Origin of the sequence: Arthrobacter humicola (assembly GCF_039531445.1) — a bacterium.
In the GTDB taxonomy this organism is placed as follows: Bacteria; Actinomycetota; Actinomycetes; order Actinomycetales; family Micrococcaceae; genus Arthrobacter; species Arthrobacter humicola.
Map to the genome: position 1 here is coordinate 1 of NZ_BAAAQB010000009.1, position 21613 is coordinate 21613.

The window sequence follows — 21613 nt, forward strand, 5'->3', positions numbered from 1 at the left end:
GACGAGATTTCCGAGGCCCTGCGGGACCTGCACGAGGCCGGCTGCGACCTCATCACGATCACCCAGTACCTGCGCCCGTCCGAACGGCACCTTCCGGTGGACCGCTGGGTCAAGCCGCAGGAATTCGTGGACCTGCAGCAGGAAGCGGACGAGATCGGCTTCCTGGGCGTCATGTCCGGACCCCTGGTGCGCTCCTCCTACCGCGCCGGCCGGCTCTGGGCCACCGCGATGCGCAAGAAAGGCTGGGAAATCCCGGCCCAACTCGCCCACATCGAAAGCTCCGGCAGCACCCGCCAGGAAGCCAGCTCCATCCTCGCCGCGCATTCCTGAATCCTGTTCTAGAACCCTTCCACTTAGGGGCCGGCACCGGATGATTCCGGCGTCCGGCCCTTAGCCATGAATCACGTAGAATTAAGGCACTATGGCGAATTCCCCTGACTCCAGCAGCTCCAGCCCGGCTTCCGATGCTCCGAAGCGCGGTCTTTTCTCCCGCAAGCCCAAGGAAGCAAAGGCCAAGAAGCCGAGCCGGCTGAAGCAGATCGGCGAGGTCTTCCAGATGACGCGCCGCCACGATCCCATGGTTCCGTGGCTCATGCTGCTGGCGTTCCTGGGCGTTGTCGCCGCCAGCCTCCTGGTTGGCTTCCTGCTCGATAACTGGATCACCGGCCTGATCATCGGCATCGCGCTGGGCGCCATTGCCGCAACCTTGATCCTGTCCCGCCGCGCCGAGCGCGCCGCGTTCGCGCAGATCGAGGGCCAGCCGGGCGCCTCAGGTGCCGCGCTGGGCACGCTTAAGCGCGGCTGGATCACCGAGGATCAGCCCGTTGCTGTCAACCCCCGCACGCAGGACGCCGTCTTCCGCGCCATCGGCCGTCCCGGCGTCGTGCTCGTCAGCGAAGGTCCCAGCAACCGGGTCAAGCCGCTGGTCGACGCCGAACGCAAGCGGCTCTCACGCATCCTGCCCAACGTCACAATCCACGTGATCGAAAGTGGCCGCGGCGAGGGCCAGGTGCCGCTCAGCCAGCTCGCCAAGAAGATGAACAAGCTCAAGGGCGAACTGACAAAGACCGAGATCAGTGCCGTGTCCAAGCGTATTTCCTCGCTCGGCGGTCGCCTCCCCATCCCCAAGGGCATCGATCCCTACAAGGCCCGCCCGACCCGCGGACGCTAGGCCCTGCCCGCAGCCTCATAGGCAGCACTGCACGCCGGCTGTACAGGATCGCCCCGGTTCGCGCCCCCTTCAGGCCGCCAGCCGGGGCTTTTCCATGACCGCCCGACGGCGACCGGCCACGACGCCCGCAACACGACCGTCAGCACCAAGCACTTCAGGATCCAGGAGACCCGCATGAAACTTCCATCGACCGCCGCCATGATCCGCGTTTTCCGGTGGCTGGCGATTGCCGAAGCGTTCAGCTGGGCCGCACTGCTGACGGGCATGGTCCTCAAGTGGGTGACGCGGACGACGGAACTGGGCGTGGAGGTTGCTGGTCCGATCCACGGGGCGTTCTTCATCGGCTATGCCATCGCGGTGTTGAGTCTGTGGGCGATGCTTCGCTGGCCGTTCAAGGTTGCCGTGCTCGCGGGCGTCTCCGCCGTCTTCCCGTTCGCGACGGTCTGGTTTGAACGCTGGGCCGGGCGCCGCGGCCACCTGGGGGTGCAGGTCGGCGAGGCTGCGAGGACGCCGGCCCAGGAGACGGCGGGCGTATGGTTCCGCCCGGGACCTCGGGTTCTATGCGCCCTGGCAACATCTCTGCGCCCATCTGACGCATATGGCCGCTATCCCGGGAAGTTTGACGGCCATTCGTGGAGAACCGCAGCCAAGAGGTGGCGGCCGACCGGCCATACGTCGCAAACGACGAGGGAACGCCCCGCACTGACAGCCTGGGACCGCCGTCGGACGCGGGCAGGAGCTACATCCTGACGAGCACGGTATTCATGGCTTTGTCGTGCAGTCCGCGCTGGTCCGGGTCGAAGATGACGGCCGGAATGACGAGGCACAGCAGAAGGGTGCGCACCAAGGCCGCGAGCGGGCCCGCCGGGCCGCCGCCCAAGCGCAGCACGTGGATGCTTACGATCCGGTGGCCGATGCTGTAGCCGAGGGTGCCGACGAGCAGGATCTGTTCGACGGCAAACACGGCCAGCGTGGCCCAGGAGTCGCCAGCGAAGGCGAAATTGCTGATCAGCAGCGCGATGCCCCAGTCGATGCAGATCGCCAAAATGCGGCGTCCCGCGCGGGCGATCGAGCCTGGCCCGGCCTCGGGCAGTCCAAGCCGTTCCCCCGGGTACTTGGAGATGCCGGATGTGTCCGGCCCGCTGAGCCATGAACCGATGTCTTTGCGATCTACCACCGTCCAAGCTTATCGGGTCAGGGCCGTCCACAGTGTGGGCGGCCCTGTGTCACACTGTGGAACTGGATAGGTCACACTGTGGACCGGCGACTAGCGTTTACCTGTCAGGGCGTTCTGTAACCTCCCCGAAACAATACGGACACTGCGGGGAAACCCCATGTCCTTAGGGTGGTAACAGTTGCTAGCGGTTCAGAAGCGGGGATGCTTTTTTGCCTTCCCGCTGTTGGACTGCCCTGGACCAATGTGCCTGACGGCCAGATCTTTCATATGCGTAAGGAGCATAATGTTCAAGACTGCGGACGAAGTCCTCAAGTTCATCAAAGACGAAGACATCAAATTCGTCGACATCCGCTTCACCGATCTTCCTGGCGTTCAGCAGCACTTCAACGTGCCCGCCAAGAGCGTTGATGCCGACTTCTTCGTCAATGGCCAGCTCTTCGACGGGTCTTCGATCCGCGGCTTCCAGGGCATCGCCGAGTCTGACATGCAGCTCATCCCGGACGTGACCACGGCATTCCTCGACACGTTCCGCATGGAAAAGACCCTTGCGCTGAACTTCTCGATCGTGAACCCCCGCACTGGCGATCCGTACCACCGCGACCCCCGCGGCGTGGCCGAGAAGGCCGAAGCCTACCTCGCCTCCACCGGCATCGCCGACACCGCCTTCTTCGCCCCCGAGGCCGAGTTCTTCGTGTTCGACAACGTCCAGTACCAGTCCTCCCCGCAGGGCAGCTTCTACAAGATCGACTCCGAGGAAGCCCACTGGAACACCGGCCGTGAGGAAGAGGGCGGCAACCTCGGCTACAAGACCCCGGTCAAGGGCGGCTACTTCCCCGTGTCCCCCACCGACAAGCAGGCCGACCTCCGCGACGCCATGTGTGTTGCGCTGGACGAGGCCGGCCTTGAGGTCGAGCGCAGCCACCACGAGGTCGGTTCCGCCGGCCAGGCTGAAATCAACTACAAGTTCACCACCCTGACCCACGCGGCCGATGACCTGCAGAAGTTCAAGTACGTCATCAAGAACACTGCCGACGCCTGGGGCAAGTCCGTGACCTTCATGCCCAAGCCGGTCTTCGGTGACAACGGCTCGGGCATGCACTGCCACCAGTCGCTGTGGACCGGCGGCGAGCCGCTCTTCTACGACGAGAAGGGCTACGCCGGCCTGTCCGACACCGCCCGCTGGTACATCGGTGGCCTGCTGAAGCACTCCTCCGCAGTGCTCGCCTTCACCAACCCGACGGTTAACTCCTACCGCCGCCTGGTCAAGGGCTTCGAAGCCCCGGTCAACATGGTCTACTCGCAGGGCAACCGCTCCGCCGGTATCCGCATCCCGATCACGGGCTCCAACCCGAAGGCCAAGCGCATCGAGTTCCGCGCTCCGGACCCCTCCTCCAACCCGTACCTGGCATTCGCTGCCCAGCTGATGGCCGGCATTGACGGCATCCGCAACCGGATCGAACCCCCGGCTCCGATCGACAAGGACCTCTACGAGCTCCCCGCCGAAGAAGCCAAGGACATCCCCAAGGCTCCGGGCACCCTCGAGGAAGCCCTGGAGGCACTGGCCGAGGACAACGAGTTCCTGCAGGCCGGCGGCGTCTTCACCCAGGACCTGATCGACACCTGGATCGAGTACAAGTATGAGAACGAGATCCGTCCGCTCTCGCTGCGCCCGAACCCGTACGAGTTCGAGCTCTACTACGGCGTCTAGCCAGATCACAGGGCTAGACAGCGTTTAGCCCGCAAGGGGTCCGCAAGACCCTGGACACATCAAAGGCCGGCACCAGGTTCACCACCTGGGGCCGGCCTTTTGTTGCGTGAGCTCTGCGGCGGTCCACAGTCGGCGTTGCCGGGAGGTTCAAGGAAAGCCGAAGGTTCTTGGGCCACAATGGCCTTCCCGGCTGGCCCGGGTCGCGTCGCTGTTGCCGAACGGTGGCTAGTTGTCGGTGCTGGCCGTCCCTGCCTAGCGTGGGAAGTGAGATCCGTGAAAAGACTTACAACCTGGATTCAAGGACTACTGGTCGGCCTCACAGTTTCTGCCCTTATGCTCGCGGGCGTGACGCCTGCGCAGGCAGCGACCAAGGTCACCGTCCTGGATGTGTTCTTAGCTGTCGGGCAGTCAAACGTGTCCGGCCGCGGCCTCCCCAGCGGCACCACAGATGATCCGGCGGACCCGAGGATATTCCAGTACGGCGCGAAGCTACGCACATTCCGGAATGCCACTATCCCCTTGGACATGCTCGACGTCGCCAAAGGCATCTCCCCCGCAACGACCTTTGCCCGCGGGTACGTGAAGAACCAGCCCGCCAACGTCGGAGTTCTCATCATCCCCGCGGCGCGCGGCGCCACTGCGTTTACCAACAGCGTGGGAACCCCGACCTGGAATGTAGGCACCGCCTCCGCCCCGGAATTCGACCTCCCCGCGCTGGCAGTTACACAGACCCGCGAAGGGATCGCGGCGGCCGTGGCGGCGGGCTACACCGTGAAGCTCAAGGGCATCCTCTGGCACCAAGGCGAAGGCAACTGGTGGATGTCGACCTCGGCATACAGTGCGAAGCTTGACGAGCTCATAGGGTACTTCCGATCCCAACTGGCCGCCCCTCAACTGCCCTTTGTGGTGGGGGGCCTGGCGCCGGAGGGAATCACGGCCCAACCGGGTTTGGCCAACGTTGACAAGTCACACAAGGGAACCCCCTCACGAGTCGCTTACACCGCGTTCGCACCGTCCATGGCCGGGGGTGTGAACGACGGTGACGCGTTCCATTTCTCCCGGACCGGCGACGAGTTCCTGGGGAGAACGTACCTCACCGCCTTTTGGCGGGCAGCCAAAATCACCTACGGCCCGGTACCGATCATCACCGGTACCGCGAAGGTGGGTTCCACCCTCACCGCCGTGCCCGGCGCTTGGGCCGTGTCCCCGGTTACCCTGAGCTACCAGTGGTACCACTCCGGGACTGCGGTCGTTGGCGCCACGGCTGCCACCTATGTGGTCCCCTCCGGCGATCTGGGACGGACCATCACCGTCAAGGTCACCGGCGCCAAGACCGGCTACACCACGACCTCCAGGACCTCCGCCGGCACCAAGGTGGCGCAGTAGCATCGTGCGGGGTGCGCACTCCCCAAATCAGCGCTTTCGATCAACTGACGCACCCGGCGTACCGGTCAAGGTGCGCTTCCGGTCAGAACGCCCGGTACATGATGCGTTGCGGGCCGGCGTCGCCGCCGTCGTAGCGGCCGCGGTCCTCGAAGCCGGCCTTGCGGTAGGCGGCGAGGCCGCCGGGGTTCCCTTCGTTGACGGAGAGCACGACGCCGGCCTGGCCGGTTCCGAGGCCCGCCGTCAGTTTGGCTGCCTCCCGCACGGCGGCATCGGCTGCGAGGGTGCCCAGCCCCCGGCCCTGATGTTGCCGGCCAATCAGGAAGCCCCGCAGGAGCCAGACAGAGTCGTCGTCGGGCCAGCCCGCCAGGGTCGCGGCGCCCCGCTGGAGCGTGAGCACGCCCACGGCCGTTCCGTTGACGTCCACGGCGAACGGGTACCGGGACTCTTCTTCCAGCGCAATCAGCATCATCCGCAACGGGTCGCCAACAAATTTTCGCTGGCCTTCGCCGAGTTCCAGCAGCGCGATCTCCCCCAGCTTGACGGCCCGGGCGTCGTCATCGAGGTTCTTGATGGGCAGCAGCCACACGTGTTCAGCCATGTAGCCAGCGTACCCATGCCGGCAGCGCCTGCCGCCTCGAGCGGCTTGCGGCTGAAGTCAGCTACAGTGCGGCGTCCTTCGGCGGGCCGGCCGGATCCATCCAGAAGACCTCCCAGAGGTGGCCGTCCGGGTCCTGGAAGCTGTGCGTGTACATGAAGCCGTAGTCCTGGGCCTCCTCCGATGCCTTGCCTCCGGAGGTCAGCGCCGTCCGGATGACCGCATCCACGGCCTCACGGCTCTCCAAGGAGAAGGACATGATGACCTCGGCGGCGTCCGCCGTGGGGGCCACCGACTTGGAGGTGAAGGTCTTGAAGTAGGACTCGACGAGCAACATCACGTACGCGCCGTCGTTGACGATCATGCAGGTGGCGTTCTCATCGGTGAAGTCCGGGTTGAAGGAGAAACCCAGTGCGGTGAAGAACTCAACGGTCGTATCGAGATTCCGGACGGGGAGGTTCACAAACAGTTGCCTGGCCATCCGCCCAAGGTAGCACCGGGCGGCGGCATGTGTCAGTACGGCGTGTGTCAGTGACCGGGAGGCCGCCGATCGGCGCTACTGACCATAGAAGGTCCGTTCGAAAACCGACCGTGCACGCCGGCTCAGCCGCAGGTAATCCTCTTCGAGCTCCGCGGCGTTGCCTTGCCCATAGCCGCACCACCGTGCCACGGCTTCGAGGTCGCGGCGGGAGGAGGGCAGCAGGTCCGAGGTCCGGCCGGTCCAGATGACATTGGCCGAACGGATCCGACTCGCCAGCCGCCACGCCCGGAGCAAAATCACGACGTCGCCGGCGTCGATCAGGTCCAGGGCCGCGGCCGCTTCGAGGGCCTCCACGGTGGAGGTGGTTCGCAGTTCCGGGTGTTTGCCGGCGTGCCGAAGCTGGAGCAGCTGGGCCAGCCATTCGACGTCGCTCAGGCCGCCGCGGCCCAGCTTCAGGTGCCGGGCCGGGTCGGCGCCGCGCGGCAGGCGCTCCGCCTCGACCCTGGCCTTGACCCGCCGGACCTCCCGCACGTCCTGGTCCGACAACGACTCCGGGTAGCGGATCGGATCGATCAGGGCGATGAAGTCCTCCGCCAGGGCGTCGTCGCCGGCCATCGGGCGCGCCCGCAGCAGCGCCTGGGCCTCCCAGACGAGAGACCACCGGCGGTAGTACTCGGCATAGGACTCCAGGGACCGCACCATGGGCCCGCTCTTGCCCTCCGGGCGCAGGTCCGCGTCGACGGACAGCACGCGTTCGGCCAAGATCGCCGGTTTGAGCGGCTGGGTCAGCAAGCTTGAGAGCTTGCCCACGATCTGCGAGGCCTGCGCCTGCGCTTCCTCTTCCGGGACGCCGGGCAATCCCCGGTGTACGTACATGACGTCGGCGTCTGAGCCGTAGCCGATCTCCCGGCCCCCTTGCCGGCCCATCGCCACCACCAGCACGTGCGTCTTAAGCGGTTCCTCGGCAGTGATGATCGTCTCCGCCACGCGCAGCGCCCCCAGGACGGCTGCCCGGTCGGTGTCGGCGAGGGCTTCGCCCACCTGGTCCTGATCCAACAGTCCGGCACTGTCCGCGATGGCGATGCGGAGGATTTCGCGGCGCCGGATCAGCCGGATCAGCCGCATGGCGCTCTCCGGGTCCGCGTGCCGGGACATCTTCGAGGCGATCTCGAGCCACTGCGATTCGAAGCTAAGCGGGACAAGCTCTTTGTCGGTACCGAGCCACGCCACAGACTCCGGCGAGACCTCCAGCAGGTCCGCGATCAACCGGGAGTTGGCGAGCACATGGCAGAGCCGCTCTGCCGCCGCCGTCGAATCGCGGAGCATGCCCAGGTACCAGTGCGTCGTGCCGAGCGCCTCGCTGACGCGCCGGAAGGCGAGCAGACCGCCGTCGGGATCCACGCCGTCGGCGAGCCAGTCCAGGAGGATCGGCAGCAGTTGGCGCTGGAGCGCCGCGCGGCGACTGACCCCGGCGGTGAGGGCCTCGATGTGCCGCATGGCGCCGCGGGGATCGAGGTAGCCCAGGGCCGCGAGCCGGCCTTGGGCGGCTTCCGGAGTGAGGCGGGCCTCTTCGCTGCTCAGCGTCGCAACCGTGTTGAGCAGGGGGCGGTAGAAGATGCGTTCGTGGAGTTCGCGGACGGAGCGCTTGGTCTTTCGCCACGCGCCTACGAGGGCGTCCGGTTTGGGCCGCTCGGTGGAGAACGGACCCAACACGGCCTTGGCAAGGGAGCGCAGCGACGCTTCATTGACCGGCATGAGGTGTGTCCGGCGCAGCTGGAAGAGCTGGATCCGGTGCTCGAGGAGCCGCAAGTAGCGGTAGTCGCGGTCGAATTCCGCGGCGTCCGAGCGGCCGATGTACCCGCCGGCGGACAGCGCGGCGATGGCGGACGTGGTGTCCCGGCAGCGCAACGATTCATCGGACTTGCCGTGCACAAGCTGCAGAAGCTGCACCGTGAATTCGACGTCGCGCAGTCCCCCGCGGCCCAGCTTGATCTGCCGCTGTTCTTCATCGGCCGGGATGTGCTCGGTGACGCGGCGGCGCATGGCACGGACGGATTCGACAAAGCCTTCCCGGCCGGCCGAGGACCAGATCAACGGCGTCACGGCGGCCTCGTAGCGTGCCCCCAGCGCGGCGTCGCCGGCAATGGTCCGGGCCTTCAGCAGGGCCTGGAATTCCCAGCTCTCGGCCCAGCGCGCATAGTAGCTCTCGTGCGAGGCCAGCGTCCGGACAAGTGGGCCGGACTTGCCCTCGGGCCGCAGGTTCGCGTCCACTTCCCACAGCCCTGGTTCGCGGCTCGTGGACATGATCGCCCGCGAAATACCCGAGGCGAGGGCCGTGCCGATCATGGTTGCCCGGACGTCCTCCAAAGTGCCGGAATCGATCACGTAGATGACGTCGACGTCGGAAATATAGTTCAGTTCGCGGGCGCCGCACTTGCCCATGCCGATCACGGCAAGCCCGACGTCGGCGACCTCCTTGGCGTCGAACTTCTCCGCCGCCTCGGCCCGGGACACGGCGAGGGCCGCCTCCAGGGCGGCGCCGGCAAGGTCCGCGAGTTCCGCACCGGCAGCCGGCATGAAATCGAGGGGATCGGCCGCGCACAGGTCCTTGATGGCGAGTTCCACGAGCCCGCGCCGGTATGCCGTCCGCAGGGCGGCGTAGGCTTCCTGCCCGCTGAGGGCCGCCACCGGCCGGGCAGACTTCGGATCCGCCCGCACTGACTGCAGCAGCCGGGCCCGGAGGGCTGCCGGGTCCGCGGCCAGCGGTTCCGGGCTGACACGGGCGGCGAAGGCGTCAAGGTGCTCGGGGTGGCGGATGAGGAATTCGCCCAGCGCCTCGGAGGCACCCAACACCCGGTACAGCGGTTCGCTGGCTTCCGGATCCGCGACGGCGAGCTTGCGCAGCTGCGGGTGCTTCTCGATCAGCCGGACCAGGGACTGCAGGGCCGTGTCCGGGTTAGCCGCCAGCTGCAGCCCGGCAAAGAGGGCGTCCTGGTCGAGCCCCTCCAGTTCCCGGGCTGCCAGGAACCGTTCCCCCTTGTCGAGATCACTGAAGCCGGCGGCTATGAGGCGTCGTGCCAGGCTCACCGGGGCCGCCTACAGAATGCCGAGATTGCGCTGCAGCTCGTAGGGCGTGACCTGGAGGCGGTAGTCCTGCCATTCCGCACGCTTGTTGCGCAGGAAGTGCTCGAAGACCTGCTCGCCGAGGATCTGCGGCATGAGTTCGGAGTCTTCCATGGTCCGGATGGCGTCGTGCAGGCTCGCCGGCAGCGGATCGTGCCCCATGGCGCGGCGCTCGGCCGAGCTCAGCGACCAGATGTCGTCCTCCGCCGCGGCGGGGAGCTGGTAGCCCTCTTCGATGCCCTTGAGGCCGGCGCCGAGGAGCACGGCGTAGGCCAGGTAGGGGTTGGCGGCGGAGTCGATGCCACGGTATTCGATCCGCGCGGACTGGCCCTTGCCGGGCTTGTACAACGGGACGCGGACCAGCGCGGAGCGGTTGTTGTGGCCCCAGCTCAGGTAGCTCGGCGCCTCACCCCCGCCCCACAGCCGCTTGTAGGAGTTCACGAACTGGTTGGTGACGGCCGTGAATTCGGGCGCGTGCTTGAGGATGCCGGCAATGAACTGGCGCGCGGTCTCGGAGAGCTGGAACTCGGAACCGGCCTCGTAAAAGGCGTTCGTGTCGCCTTCGAAGAGCGAGAAGTGTGTGTGCATGCCGGAGCCCGGGTGGGCCGTGAACGGCTTGGGCATGAAGGTGGCATAGGTGCCCTGCTGCAACGCGACTTCCTTGATTACCGTCCGGAACGTCATGATGTTGTCCGCGGTCTGCAGGGCGTCCGCGTAGCGGAGGTCGATCTCGTTCTGGCCCGGGCCGGCCTCGTGATGGCTGAATTCCACCGAGATGCCCACGGATTCGAGCATGGTCACGGCGGTCCGGCGGAAGTCCTGGGCGACGCCGCCCGGGACATGGTCGAAGTACCCGCCCTCATCCACCGGGACGGGAGAGCCATCGGGGCCCGGTTCCTGGGACTTGAGCAGGTAGAACTCGATTTCGGGGTGGGTGTAGCAGGTGAAGCCCATGTCCGCGGCCTTGGCGAGGGTGCGCTTGAGGACGTTGCGCGGATCCGCGGCGGAGGGCTCGCCGTCGGGCGTCAGGATGTCGCAGAACATCCGCGAGGTCGCCTCCGTCTCACCGCGCCAGGGCAGGATCTGGAACGTGGCCGGATCAGGCTGGGCGAGCATGTCCGATTCAAAGACGCGGGCCAGGCCCTCGATCGAGGACCCGTCAAAGCCGAGTCCTTCTTCGAAGGCGCCTTCCACCTCGGCCGGGGCAAGAGCCACGGACTTGAGCGATCCCACGACGTCGGTAAACCACAGACGCACAAACCGCACATCGCGCTCTTCGATCGTCCGCAGGACAAACTCTTGCTGGCGGTCCATACTGGCCTCTTTCCGGTTCTTCCATCCGTGCCCCAGGCCCGCCTTTCATGGGCCCCGCGGCTGCTCACGGTTCACTTTACTAAGCATTGGCACCGATTGCTGAAGCCGGCCCTCCGCGTAACACGCCGTTAACACAAAGTCGGAGAATTTGGCGCCGCCTGGCGGGAGTGCGCAGTCGCCACGGCGGCCCGTGTGACGTGATTCACCGGCGTCGGCCGGTTGCCCGGTAGCTGTGGTGCCCGGTATCGCATTACGCTCGTGGCATGGCCACCAGCAACAGCTCCGATTCCAGCACGCCCGCAGAACTTCCCGCCCCTTACGGCAGCGGCCCGACGGCGGCTTCCGCGGGCGCCGCGGCCGGCGTTGCCGGGGCACCGGAGGTTTCCCGGAAGCCGGTGGCACGGATCCGCATCCACCATCTGCACCAGGCCAAGGCCAAGGGTGAGCATTTCGCCATGCTCACCGCCTATGACCAGTACACCGCGGAGATCTTTGACCAGGCGGGCATCGAGGTCCTGCTGGTGGGCGATTCGGCGTCCAACAACGTCTTCGGCAACGAGACCAGCCTGCCCGTGACGGTGGACGAGCTCCTGCCGCTGTGCCGGGCCGTGGCCCGCTCCGCGCGGCGCGCCCTGGTGGTCGCGGACCTGCCCTTCGGCAGCTACGAGGTCTCCGCCCAGCAGGCCGTCGCCACCGGCGTGCGGTTCCTTAAGGAAGGCCTGGCCCATGCCGTCAAGATTGAAGGCGGAAAGTTCTACGCCGACACCGTCCGCGCCATGGTCCAGGCAGGGATCCCGGTCATGGCCCATATCGGTTTCACCCCGCAGAGCGAGCACGCCCTCGGCGGCTACCGGGTCCAGGGCCGCGGCGATGACGCCGCACGCCTGATCGAGGACGCCGTCGCGCTGGCCGACGCCGGCGCGTTCTGCGTGCTCATGGAAATGGTCCCCGCCGCCACGGCGGCCGCCGTCGACGCCGCCGTCGACGTCCCCACCGTCGGCATCGGCGCCGGCAACGCCACCACCGGGCAGGTCCTGGTCTGGCAGGACATGGCGGGCCTGCGCGGCGGAAAGATGGCGAAATTCGTCAAGCAGTACGCCGACCTTCGGACCTCGCTCACCAACGCCGCCAAGGCCTACGGCGACGACGTGCGCTCCGGCCACTTTCCCGGCCCCGAGCACTCCTTCTAGGCCGCTGCAGCCGACACCTCATCCTTCGCAGGTGATGTGTCGCGTCTCCACTCCGGGCAGGCTGACCATTGAGGTCTGCATCAGACCTCAGTGGATGTTCCGCCGTTCCGGCCGTAGTCGTGCCGGAAGAGCTGCGTCAGGCTCCGGCGGACACGATGGGAGGAGTATCGATGGGCACCACTAGCTTCTGGGACATCTTGGTGTGGAGTTTCTGGTTCTTCATCTGGGTCGCCGCACTGACGGTCTATTTCCGTTGCTTGTTTGACATGTTCAGCGACCACACGCTCAGTGGCTGGGCCAAGGCCGGCTGGGCGATCTTGATGATCTTCTTGCCCTGGCTCGGCGCCTTCATCTACCTGATCGCCAGGGGGCGCAGCATGGCGGAGCGGCAGATGGCGCGAATGGCCGAGCAACAAGCTGCCCAGCAGGAGTACATCAAGCAGGCCGCAGGCACAACATCCACCCCGGCCGCCCAGATCGCAGATGCCAAGGCGCTGTTCGATTCCGGTGCCATCAACCAGACCGAGTTTGACTCCCTCAAGGCAAAGGCTCTGGCCTGAGGCGACCAGACCTCGCCTGACAACGCACTACGCCCGGGTGGGGGCCGATCCGTGTGAGAATCACCTGGCTGGGTCACTCCTCGGTGGTTCTGGATCTCGACGGGGTTCGGGTCCTGACGGATCCGTTGCTCCGCCCTCATGCCGGGTTGTTACGACGCCTGGCACCGCGGCCGGACCCGGTGTCGTGGAGCCACCCGGACGTGGTGCTGGTCTCGCACCTGCACCACGACCACGCCGAGTTGGGCTCCCTCCGCATGCTGCGCGGAGCAACGTTGATGAGCGCCCCGGCGAATGTCGCCTGGTTGCGTCGCCGGAGGCTGCCGGACACGGCCCCCTTGGGGGACGGCTGGACCCCGGTAGGCGCCGGTGTCGAGATTCGCCAGGTCCCCGCCGAGCACCGCAGCCGTCCCATGCCGCATCGTCCCAACGACGCCAACGGCCAGCTGGTTCGAGGGCCGTCCGGCAGCGTCTGGATAGCCGGTGACACTGGGCTGTATCCGGAGATGGCCGCGATGTCCGCCATGGCGGGCGGGACGATCGACGTCGCCCTGGTGCCGGTCTGGGGGTGGGGACCGAGGCTCTCGGCGGGACACCTGTCTCCGGAGACTGCCGCCCGGGCCGTCGCTATGAGCGGCGCGAGATTCGCCGTGCCGGTGCACTGGGGAACGCTGCACCCTCCGTTGATCGCACACTTTGCCCGGAACTGGCTCGAACAGCCCGGGCTCCGGTTTGCGGCCGCCGTGGCGGAGCAGGCTCCCGACTGCACAGCGGTGGTCCTCGCCCCCGGCGAGTCCTGGGTAGAGCCTGTGTGAGCCGAGGACCCGAAACTGCGCCCCCCAACGGGGCGTCCTCAGCGATGCGGCATGTTGCCACTCACCCAGTCCAGGTGCCTAATTCCAGTCGCTTAACCGCGGGACGCCGTCGTGGCACGCTGCCCACAGGACTCGAGCATCGCCACCAGCAACCGATGGAGTTCATCGGCACCTTCTATCCGCTCCGGCAGCGTCGCCATGAGATCGGCCGGGCCGAGCAGCACGGCCCGGTCCTGCCAACCGCCGAGGCCCCCGTGGGATCCGACGAGTCCTTCGAACGCCGCGACGTCGTCGGTCACGGGGCTGATCGTGCTGTTGACGTAGAGATCCGGTGCCTCGGGATGCTTCAACGCCCGTCGGAGCACCAGCGCCGCGTGCGGCCCGAAGGGGGCCAGCGGGTCGGTGCCGTGCACTGCGCCGCTGGCCAGGTTGAGGCGTCCGCCGATACCGATCGCCCATGCCCGGCCGTCTTCATCGACGCCGGCGACGAACCCGACGCCGGGATGGCCCGCCAGGCCCGGGACTAGGGCCGGCCACCGACTCTCGAGGGCCTCGAGAGTCCATCGCCGGTCGCCCCGGACGTAAACCAAGCCCAGATTCCCCGAGCCCAGCACCACAACCGGCTCCTCGGCGGCGTCGCCGGGCGCCGAAGTCTGCTGTGCCTTGGTTAGAACCTCGTCGGCACGGCCGGCGAGCTTCCCGGTCATCCCCCGGGCCGAGATGTCGCCGGCGATGGAGTCCGCGCGCCCCAGCCCTTCGACCGAAGCGTCCACGTTCTGGACGTGGGCGTGGATGAGGTCTGCACACAGGTCACCGAGCGTCTGGCCATACCGGTCGGCGAACGGGGTGCCCTGGGACTGGCCATGGTCCGAGAGCACGATCAGCCGGTAGCGGCGGGGAGCGGACCCGGCCAGCTGAGCCAACGATCCCAGCGTGCGGTCCAAGCCATCCAGGGCGGCGAGCGATTCGGGCCGGAACATGCCTGCGTGGTGCGCGATCTCGTCGTAGTCGACGTAGTCGACATAGATGCTCCTCGTGCCTCTCCGCAACTCCTCTGCCACCAACGCCGTGTTCAGGTCACGCAACAGACTGTTAGTGACCGCCCGCAGCAGGGCGAAGGTCCAGTCCCGATGCACTCGCGGGTCAAGGTCCCGCTTGACCTGTCGTCGGGCCTGCCAACGCTCCTTAAGAATCTCCCCGACCGTTCGTGTGAAGCTGCGCATAAACCCGCTCGGCGAGGTGAAAAACCAGGCGAACGCCCGGCGGGTCTGGGCGGAGCCGCGCCCGACCCCTACCCGGCTCATCGTCAATAGCGATCGGGGCGCGTCCCCGGTGAACAGGTTCGAAATGGAGACGCCGTCGTCGTAGAGCAGGCCCTTGCCGGTGCTGTGCCTCTCCTCGATCACCCGGGCGTCTGCCGGGCGGTTGGCCACCAGGACCCGGTTAAGCTCACGGTCGTACCACCGGAAGGCCGGGATCCCGTCCACGGTGCCGTGCAGAATGCCCAGCTGGCTGGCCGGCGTGGTGCACGGCAGCTGGGGCGTCCATTCGCGGAGCTGGTAATCCCCCGTCGCCAGCCAGCGCCGGATATTGGGCACCGCCCCGGACTGGACCGCCCATTGCAGCACCGGGAAGGGAACACCGTCGAGTTGGACGAACAAGATGCCGTCAACCTCCGGATCGGGCACGCTTTCCTGCCGGCGTGCCCTGCCGGCCAACGAGCTGATCAGGCCGTCATCTGTACCGGCTGTAGTAGCCCACGAGATGATCGTGCCCACGGCCGCGCTGATCCAGGTTGCCGCCAGGGCGGTCCATGCGGTCGACTCGATGCCGGGAACCAGTCGGATGGCGACGTACATGATCAGGGCCTGGCCGACCAGCGCGGTAAGCAGCACCGCCAGCCAGCCCACCCGGGCGGAGATCTCCACCAAGGCCGGGCGGAGGACGAGGCCGACGATGCCGGCCACTGCTGCGACGGCGGCATAGGCCCACCAACTGCTTGCAGAGAACCCCGGCAGCAGCGCGCCGGTGACGATCAAGGCTACAGTCGAACCGCCCCAGGCAACGGCCAGCCTCGCCAGGTCGGCGATTCGGACGCCGCGGGTGCGGGTATCGCGCGTCGGCATTGTCCCAGTATGGCCGGACGGACCTGTCCGGCACTCACCCTCACGGGGTGAGAATGACGGTGAGAAGGATCAGTCCGCCAGCCGCGGCGTCCGCTCAGCGATTGCCACGGGACGCTCTCGGCGATTCAACGCGACGCGACGCGGCTGCGGAGACGGCAGGGCACGGCTGCCGCGCACCCGCCGGGACGGGCTAGTCGTCCTCGCCCTTGTCCCACGCCTCGTTGCGCGCCTTGACCTTTTCGAGCGCGTGTTCGGCTTCCTCGCGGGTCTTGTACGGTCCGATCAGCTGGCTCCAGTCGGACATCGCGTCTTCCTCGATCTCGTGAGTATTGACGTTGTACCAGTATTCGGGCATTGGTGCTCCTTCGTGCCCCGGATAGTCCCTGGGCTCTAGTCCCGGTAGAAGCTCCGGAAGATAGCCCGGCGTCGTTCAGTTTGTTCTCCGGGCTCCATATTTTTCCGACTGTGTTCTACGGTCTCTGTTTTTCTGGGCTGTGTTTTACGGGCTTCGCCCGACGGCTTATATGATCAATCTATGCCTTCTCTAGCCTCAACTGCACCCATCGGCACGCTTGTCCCGGGGACAGTGAGCCCGCAACTTCCAGTACCGCCGTCCATCCCGCGTCCGGAGTATGTGGGCAAGCCGGGTCCTGCAAAGTTCACGGGATCCGAGGTCAAGTCGCCGGAGACCATCGAGAAGATCCGGATCGCCGCCAAAATCGCGGCACAGGCCATCGTGGAGGTCGGCAAACACATCGCCCCCGGCGTCACCACCGACCAGCTGGACCGGGTGGGCCACGAGTTCCTCCTGGACCACAAGGCGTATCCCTCCACCCTCGGCTACCGGGGCTTTCCGAAGTCACTATGCTCTTCGCTCAATGAGGTCATCTGCCACGGGATCCCCGACAGCACGGTGGTCCAGGACGGCGACATCCTGAATATCGACATCACGGCGTTCATCGGCGGTGTGCACGGCGACACCAACTACACCTTCGTGGTCGGCGATGTCGACGAGGAATCCCGCCTCCTCGTCGAGCGCACCCAGGAATCGCTCAACCGCGCTATCCGGGCTGTAGCCCCGGGACGCGAAATCAACGTGATCGGCCGGACCATCGAGTCCTACGCAAAACGCTTCGGCTACGGCGTGGTCCGCGACTTCACCGGACACGGCGTCGGCGAGGCTTTCCACACGGGGCTGATCATTCCGCACTACGATGCCGCCCCCGCATACAACACCGTCATGGAAACGGGTATGGTGTTCACGATCGAGCCGATGCTGACCCTGGGCACCGTTGACTGGGACATGTGGGCCGACGACTGGACTGTTGTGACCCGCGACCACAAGCGCACCGCACAGTTCGAGCACACCCTGCTCGTCACGGAGTCCGGCGCCGAGATCCTCACATTGCCCTGACCCTGCTCCACACGGCATTTCCCCGGAAGATCCACATCTTCACCCGCCGGCCCTGGCCGGTCCCCTAGCCCGCCCCTGCCACGAACGGAATGATATTGGCCAAGAAGGACGAGAAGTCGAAGAAGAACGCCCCCCTGATCGGCATTGACATCGGCGGGACCGGTATCAAGGGCGGGATCGTGGACCTGAAGAAGGGCAAACTGATCGGCGACCGCGTGCGCTTCCCCACGCCGCAGCCCTCCACCCCCGAGTCCGTGGCCGAAGTCGTCGCGCAGGTCGTCGCGGAGCTCACCGCCCGTCCCGACGCGCCCGACGCCAGCAGCCCCGTGGGCGTCACCTTCCCCGGCATTATCCAGCACGGTGTGGTTCACTCGGCCGCGAATGTGGACAAGTCGTGGCTGGAGGCCGACATCGACGCCATGCTCACGGCGCGTCTCGGGCGCCCCGTCGAGGTCATCAACGACGCCGACGCCGCCGGCCTCGCCGAGGCCCGCTTCGGTGCCGGCGAAGGGGTCGCCGGCACCGTGCTGGTGATCACTCTGGGCACCGGCATCGGTTCGGCCTTCATCTTCGACGGCAAGCTGGTTCCCAACGCCGAACTCGGTCACCTGGAGATCGACGGCTTTGACGCCGAGACCAAGGCATCCGCCGTGGCCCGTGAGCGTGACGGCCTCAGCTGGGAACAGTACAGCGTGCTGCTGCAGCGCTACTTCTCCCACGTGGAGTTCCTGTTCTCCCCCGAGCTCTTCATCGTCGGCGGCGGCATCTCCAAGCGTGCCGACGAGTATCTGCCGCACATGAAGCTGCGCACGCCGATCGTCCCGGCCGAGTTGAAGAACGACGCGGGCATCGTGGGCGCAGCCATCGAGATTGCGCTGAAGCACAAGCTCGCCAAGTAGCACATCGCCGGATAGCCAAAATGAGCTATCACTCCGGGTCGTTCTGAACGCTGGGAACGACCCGTAGTGATAGCTCATTTTTGGTGGAGCCGGTGGTGGCTGTGGCTTCCCCTCCGCTGCCACCACCGGAGTCTGTGGCGGGTTATAGGACCTGGTGAGAGGGACGCCAACACCGGGCCAAGAATTTACGACGACAAATTTACGACGGCGCTTGGAGCGGGCTCTTCTTCGGGTTCTTGCCGTCCCTGCCCTTGGACTCGGCCTCATGGCGAAGCAGGGAAATCGCGGCTTCGAAATCCTCCAGCGATTCGAAGGCCTGGTAGACGCTGGCGAACCGCAGGTAGGCAACCTCGTCCAGGCGCTGCAGCGGTTCCAGAATTGCCAGCCCGACTTCGTGGGCTTCAATTTCGGCGGCGCCGGAGCCGCGGATTGCCTCCTCGACCTCCTGCGCCAGCATGGCGAGGTCGTCTTCGGTGACCGGACGCCCCTGGCAGGCTTTGCGGACGCCGTTGATGACCTTGCTGCGGCTGAAGGGCTCGCCGACACCGGAGCGTTTGATAACGGTAAGGCTGGTGGTTTCCACCGTGGTGAAGCGGCGGCCGCATTCGGGGCACTGCCGGCGGCGACGGATGGCGGAGCCGTCGTCGGCGATCCGGCTGTCCACCACGCGCGAATCAGGGTTACGGCAGAACGGGCAATACATGTCGGTTCCTCCCCGGTCGCAAGCCTGAACGGAGCACAGCGCCGTGTGCCCCCGCGATCAGTTTACGACTAGATATAGCTGAATAACAAGCCTGTAATTACTACATGTAGTGGTCTGGGCGGGTGGTTACCGGGCGGCGAAGCGCGCCGTGACTGCCTCGCCGTGGGCCGGCAGGTCTTCCGCGCCGGAGAGGCTGACGATGTGCCCGCTGACCTGCTCCAGCGCGGAGCGGGAGTAGTTGATCACCTGGATGGCCCGCAGGAAAGTGGTTACGTTCAGGCCGGAGGAGAACGCCGCCGTGCCGCTGGTCGGCAGCACGTGGTTGGATCCGGCGCAGTAGTCCCCAAGGCTGACGGGGCTGTAGTCCCCCACGAAGATCGCCCCGGCGCTGCGGATCCGGGCCGCCACGCGGGCGGCATCCGCGGTCATGATTTCGAGGTGTTCCGCGGCGTACGCGTCGCAGGCGGCAATGCCCTGCTCCAGGTCCTCCACCAGGACGACGCCGGACTGCGGGCCGGAGAGGGCCTCGAGGACGCGGCTGGAGTGCTTGGTGGCAGCGGCCTGGCGTTCGAGTTCCACGCGGACTTCGGCCGCAAGGGCCTCGGAGTCGGTGAACAGGACCGATGCCGCCTTGGGGTCGTGTTCGGCCTGACTGATGAGGTCCGCCGCCACGAGGGCCGGACTGGCGGTCGAGTCGGCGAGGATCGCGATCTCGGTGGTGCCGGCCTCGGAATCGATCCCCACGACCCCCTTCACCAGCCGTTTGGCGGTGGCCACGAAAATGTTGCCCGGACCGGTCACAACGTCCACGGGATCGATCCCGGGAAGGTCACCGGCGTCGGAGGCCCCGGCGGGGATGCCATAGGCGAAGGTGGCGATGGCCTGCGCCCCGCCGATCGCGTAGACCTCCTCGATGCCCAGCAGGCAGGCGGCCGCCAGGATCGTGGGGTGCGGGAGGCCGCCGAAGTTCTTTTGCGGCGGCGAGGCCAGCGCAATGGAGTCGACGCCCGCTGCCAGGGCCGGGACGACGTTCATGATCACCGAAGACGGGTAGACCGCCAGTCCGCCGGGGACATAGAGCCCCACGCGCGCCACCGGCACCCAGTTCTGGCTGACGACGGCGCCTTCGCCGAGTTCGACGTCGACGTTCGCCGGGCGCTGGGCATCCGCGAAGCTGCGGGCCCGCCGGATGGATTCCTCGAGTGCCGCGCGCACAGCGGGGTCCAGGCCTTCCAAAGCCGCGCGCAGCGCCTCGGCCGGGACACGGGGGTGGGCCTGTTCGACGCCGTCGAAGGACAGTGCCAGTTCCCGCAGTGCGGCGAAGCCCCGCGTGCGGACGGCGGAGATGATGTCCTGGACCTTGTCCTCGGCATCTGCCATGGTGCCGGACTGTGCCCGCGGTACGGCAGCGCGCAGCCCGGCGAGGGACAGGTGCTGGCCGCGCACGTCCACCGTGCGGAAGTTGAGGGCGGCGGGAATCGGGGTCACAGGGCTGTCAGGAGTTAGGCTCACCCGATCATTTTACGTGCCCCGCCGGGGCACTCCGACGCTGTGACGCGGCCCGGGCGCGCGGCCGCCGGCCTGAAGCCTGGCCGGGCGCCAGCCGCCGGGCACCAGGCGCCAGGCGTGGGGTTTAGGAGCGGGCTGTGCCGCCGGAGCCCGGAAAGAGGCTGTTCAGGAAGATGGCCAGGGCGATCGCCGCCGGCCAGATGGCGAGGACCGCGTAGGAGCGCAGAGAAAAGGCGACGCTGGCGCTGGCCGAGATATCGGCCGGGGCTCCCCACCACTGGGCGCTGAGCAGACCGGTTCCCCACGCGAGGAGCGAGCCGGCAGCGCCGGCCAGGACCACCAGGATTACGGTGCCGGGCGCCGGCTGTGCATGTTTGGAGCCTGCGACGAACGACCCGGCAATGCAGCCGGCGAGCAGGCACAGCCCTGCCAGCACGAGGTCCCGGGGCAGCCAGGTTGACGTATTGGTGCCGGCGGCAAGGTCCGGGTTCCGGGTCAGCAGGTTCAGTCCCGACGGCGCCAGAAGCCACCAAAGCAGCCCCACCGGAATGCCGGCCGCGGCGATGACCGCCGCTTTCCGCCACGGGGTTCCGGCGTGTCCGGGCTGCTGCACGGCTTTCATCTCGGCGGGCAAGGGCAGGGGCCGGTCCGGGTGCGCGGGCTCCCCGGTGTGCTGAACGGGGCCGTCTACTGCGGGCTGTGTCATGCAACAAACGGTAACAAGGATTCCCCGGCCCGGCACATGACGCCGCGTGGCAGCACATGACGGCGGGGGTAAACAAATCTCCCACTTGATCGGAGGCGGAATACGCTGGCAGTAGGAACCATGACACATACGTGCAGCAGGGAGTTGGATCGCAGTGGCCACAGATGACGGAATCTTCGAGGGGACATTCAAGGAAATGTTCCGCCGGCACGCGGCCGGCGTGGCGATTATCACCGCCAACTACAACGGCGTCCCCTTCGGATTCACCGCGACCTCCGTGGCTTCCCTGTCTGCCAAGCCGCCGCGCTTCACGTTCAACATGGCCAGGACGTCAAGTTCGTGGCCGGCCGTGGCGAACACGAGCTACATCGGGGTCCACATGCTCGGGCTGGAGAACCAGGAGCTCGCAGACCGCTTCGCCCGGGCCGGCAACCGGTTCGACGGGGACCACTGGGAGCTGGGACCCCACGAAGTGCCCGTGCTGAAGGGCGTCACGGGCTGGTTGATCGGGCAGGTCCAGATGCGGTTGTCGTTCGAGAACAACGCCGTGGTGGTGGTCGAAGTGGTGGAAGGTCAGGTCGGCGAAGACGGCGCTCCCCTGCTTTATCACTCCGGGGCCTACAGCCAGCCGGTTCCGCTCGACTACGAGATCTGACAGAGGCCGCGACGGGCCACGGCACATTAAAACTTCCCTGGTGGTGCATCCGGATACGGCCTTTGGCCGGTAGTAAGGGTGTAA

Annotated in this window: 20 protein-coding genes and 1 pseudogene; 11 read left to right on the plus strand and 10 right to left on the minus strand. The window is 66.7% G+C overall.

What is annotated here, in order from left to right:
* The 3 genes and pseudogenes from ABD243_RS03460 to ABD243_RS03470 all read left to right on the plus strand — a co-directional run.
* A pseudogene (locus tag ABD243_RS03460) lies at nt 1-330 on the plus strand (lipoyl synthase); the annotation flags it as partial.
* A 91-nt stretch (nt 331-421) separates the two neighbouring features.
* The gene (locus tag ABD243_RS03465) at nt 422-1171 is read left to right on the plus strand and encodes a DUF4191 domain-containing protein (RefSeq protein WP_344362124.1); all 750 of its coding nucleotides are present in this window, start codon (nt 422-424) and stop codon (nt 1169-1171) included.
* A 174-nt stretch (nt 1172-1345) separates the two neighbouring features.
* Nucleotides 1346-1921 (plus strand): DUF3817 domain-containing protein, encoded by a 576-nt coding sequence (locus tag ABD243_RS03470; RefSeq protein ID WP_344362126.1) that lies wholly within the window; start codon nt 1346-1348, stop codon nt 1919-1921.
* On the opposite strand, the gene ABD243_RS03475 is transcribed toward ABD243_RS03470, so the two are convergent.
* Entirely contained in the window at nt 1911-2348 is a 438-nt protein-coding gene (locus ABD243_RS03475) for an RDD family protein (protein WP_091255170.1), read from the minus strand. The two genes, ABD243_RS03470 and ABD243_RS03475, sit on opposite strands and share 11 nt — an antisense overlap.
* 283 nt (nt 2349-2631) lie before the next feature.
* Between ABD243_RS03475 and glnA (ABD243_RS03480) the strand changes: the two genes are divergently transcribed.
* Nucleotides 2632-4056 carry a type I glutamate--ammonia ligase gene (glnA, locus tag ABD243_RS03480; protein ID WP_091255168.1) on the plus strand — a complete coding sequence of 475 codons (1425 nt, stop codon included), beginning with the start codon at nt 2632-2634 and terminating at the stop codon, nt 4054-4056.
* Between the two features lie 345 nt (nt 4057-4401).
* On the plus strand, nt 4402-5442 hold the full coding sequence (locus ABD243_RS03485) for a sialate O-acetylesterase (RefSeq protein WP_344362132.1): 1041 nt from the start codon (nt 4402-4404) through the stop codon (nt 5440-5442).
* A gap of 82 nt (nt 5443-5524) precedes the next feature.
* Here the strand turns inward: ABD243_RS03485 and ABD243_RS03490 are convergent, their stop codons facing one another.
* From ABD243_RS03490 to glnA (ABD243_RS03505), 4 genes are all read right to left on the minus strand, one after another.
* Nucleotides 5525-6040 (minus strand): GNAT family N-acetyltransferase, encoded by a 516-nt coding sequence (locus tag ABD243_RS03490; RefSeq protein ID WP_344362135.1) that lies wholly within the window; start codon nt 6038-6040, stop codon nt 5525-5527.
* Nucleotides 6041-6101: 61 nt separating this feature from the next.
* Entirely contained in the window at nt 6102-6518 is a 417-nt protein-coding gene (locus ABD243_RS03495) for a VOC family protein (RefSeq protein ID WP_116767488.1), read from the minus strand.
* Nucleotides 6519-6593: 75 nt separating this feature from the next.
* Nucleotides 6594-9605: a bifunctional [glutamine synthetase] adenylyltransferase/[glutamine synthetase]-adenylyl-L-tyrosine phosphorylase gene (locus ABD243_RS03500; RefSeq protein ID WP_116767489.1), complete on the minus strand. Its 3012-nt coding sequence runs from the start codon at nt 9603-9605 to the stop codon at nt 6594-6596.
* 9 nt (nt 9606-9614) lie between these two features.
* Entirely contained in the window at nt 9615-10955 is a 1341-nt protein-coding gene (glnA, locus tag ABD243_RS03505; RefSeq protein ID WP_018772372.1) for a type I glutamate--ammonia ligase, read from the minus strand.
* A gap of 263 nt (nt 10956-11218) precedes the next feature.
* On the opposite strand from glnA (ABD243_RS03505), the gene panB reads away from it, so the two are divergent.
* The 3 genes from panB to ABD243_RS03520 all read left to right on the plus strand — a co-directional run bounded on the left by panB (nt 11219) and on the right by ABD243_RS03520 (nt 13517).
* A complete protein-coding gene (gene panB / locus ABD243_RS03510) occupies nt 11219-12145 on the plus strand; it encodes a 3-methyl-2-oxobutanoate hydroxymethyltransferase (RefSeq protein WP_344362142.1) in 927 nt (308 codons plus the stop codon).
* 170 nt (nt 12146-12315) lie between these two features.
* Entirely contained in the window at nt 12316-12705 is a 390-nt protein-coding gene (locus tag ABD243_RS03515; protein WP_344362145.1) for an SHOCT domain-containing protein, read from the plus strand.
* A gap of 53 nt (nt 12706-12758) precedes the next feature.
* Nucleotides 12759-13517, plus strand: coding sequence for an MBL fold metallo-hydrolase (locus tag ABD243_RS03520; protein ID WP_344362147.1), 759 nt, complete (start codon nt 12759-12761; stop codon nt 13515-13517).
* 92 nt (nt 13518-13609) lie between these two features.
* Here the strand turns inward: ABD243_RS03520 and ABD243_RS03525 are convergent, their stop codons facing one another.
* On the minus strand, nt 13610-15643 hold the full coding sequence (locus ABD243_RS03525; protein WP_344362150.1) for a phage holin family protein: 2034 nt from the start codon (nt 15641-15643) through the stop codon (nt 13610-13612).
* Nucleotides 15644-15833: 190 nt separating this feature from the next.
* The gene (locus ABD243_RS03530; protein WP_116767494.1) at nt 15834-15998 is read right to left on the minus strand and encodes an SPOR domain-containing protein; all 165 of its coding nucleotides are present in this window, start codon (nt 15996-15998) and stop codon (nt 15834-15836) included.
* A 180-nt stretch (nt 15999-16178) separates the two neighbouring features.
* On the opposite strand from ABD243_RS03530, the gene map reads away from it, so the two are divergent.
* Both map and ppgK read left to right on the plus strand, forming a co-directional pair.
* Nucleotides 16179-17057, plus strand: a complete 879-nt coding sequence (map, locus tag ABD243_RS03535) for a type I methionyl aminopeptidase (RefSeq protein WP_116767495.1) — start codon at nt 16179-16181, stop codon at nt 17055-17057.
* A 95-nt stretch (nt 17058-17152) separates the two neighbouring features.
* Entirely contained in the window at nt 17153-17956 is an 804-nt protein-coding gene (gene ppgK / locus ABD243_RS03540) for a polyphosphate--glucose phosphotransferase (protein ID WP_116767496.1), read from the plus strand.
* Nucleotides 17957-18155: 199 nt separating this feature from the next.
* Here the strand turns inward: ppgK and nrdR are convergent, their stop codons facing one another.
* The 3 genes from nrdR to ABD243_RS03555 all read right to left on the minus strand — a co-directional run bounded on the left by nrdR (nt 18156) and on the right by ABD243_RS03555 (nt 20874).
* Nucleotides 18156-18659: a transcriptional regulator NrdR gene (gene nrdR, locus ABD243_RS03545; protein ID WP_091255145.1), complete on the minus strand. Its 504-nt coding sequence runs from the start codon at nt 18657-18659 to the stop codon at nt 18156-18158.
* Between the two features lie 126 nt (nt 18660-18785).
* Nucleotides 18786-20171 carry a histidinol dehydrogenase gene (gene hisD / locus ABD243_RS03550; RefSeq protein ID WP_344362155.1) on the minus strand — a complete coding sequence of 462 codons (1386 nt, stop codon included), beginning with the start codon at nt 20169-20171 and terminating at the stop codon, nt 18786-18788.
* Nucleotides 20172-20292: 121 nt separating this feature from the next.
* A complete protein-coding gene (locus ABD243_RS03555; RefSeq protein ID WP_344362158.1) occupies nt 20293-20874 on the minus strand; it encodes a hypothetical protein in 582 nt (193 codons plus the stop codon).
* A gap of 196 nt (nt 20875-21070) precedes the next feature.
* Between ABD243_RS03555 and ABD243_RS03560 the strand changes: the two genes are divergently transcribed.
* A complete protein-coding gene (locus ABD243_RS03560; RefSeq protein WP_202615888.1) occupies nt 21071-21529 on the plus strand; it encodes a flavin reductase family protein in 459 nt (152 codons plus the stop codon).
* Nucleotides 21530-21613 lie beyond the last annotated feature (84 nt).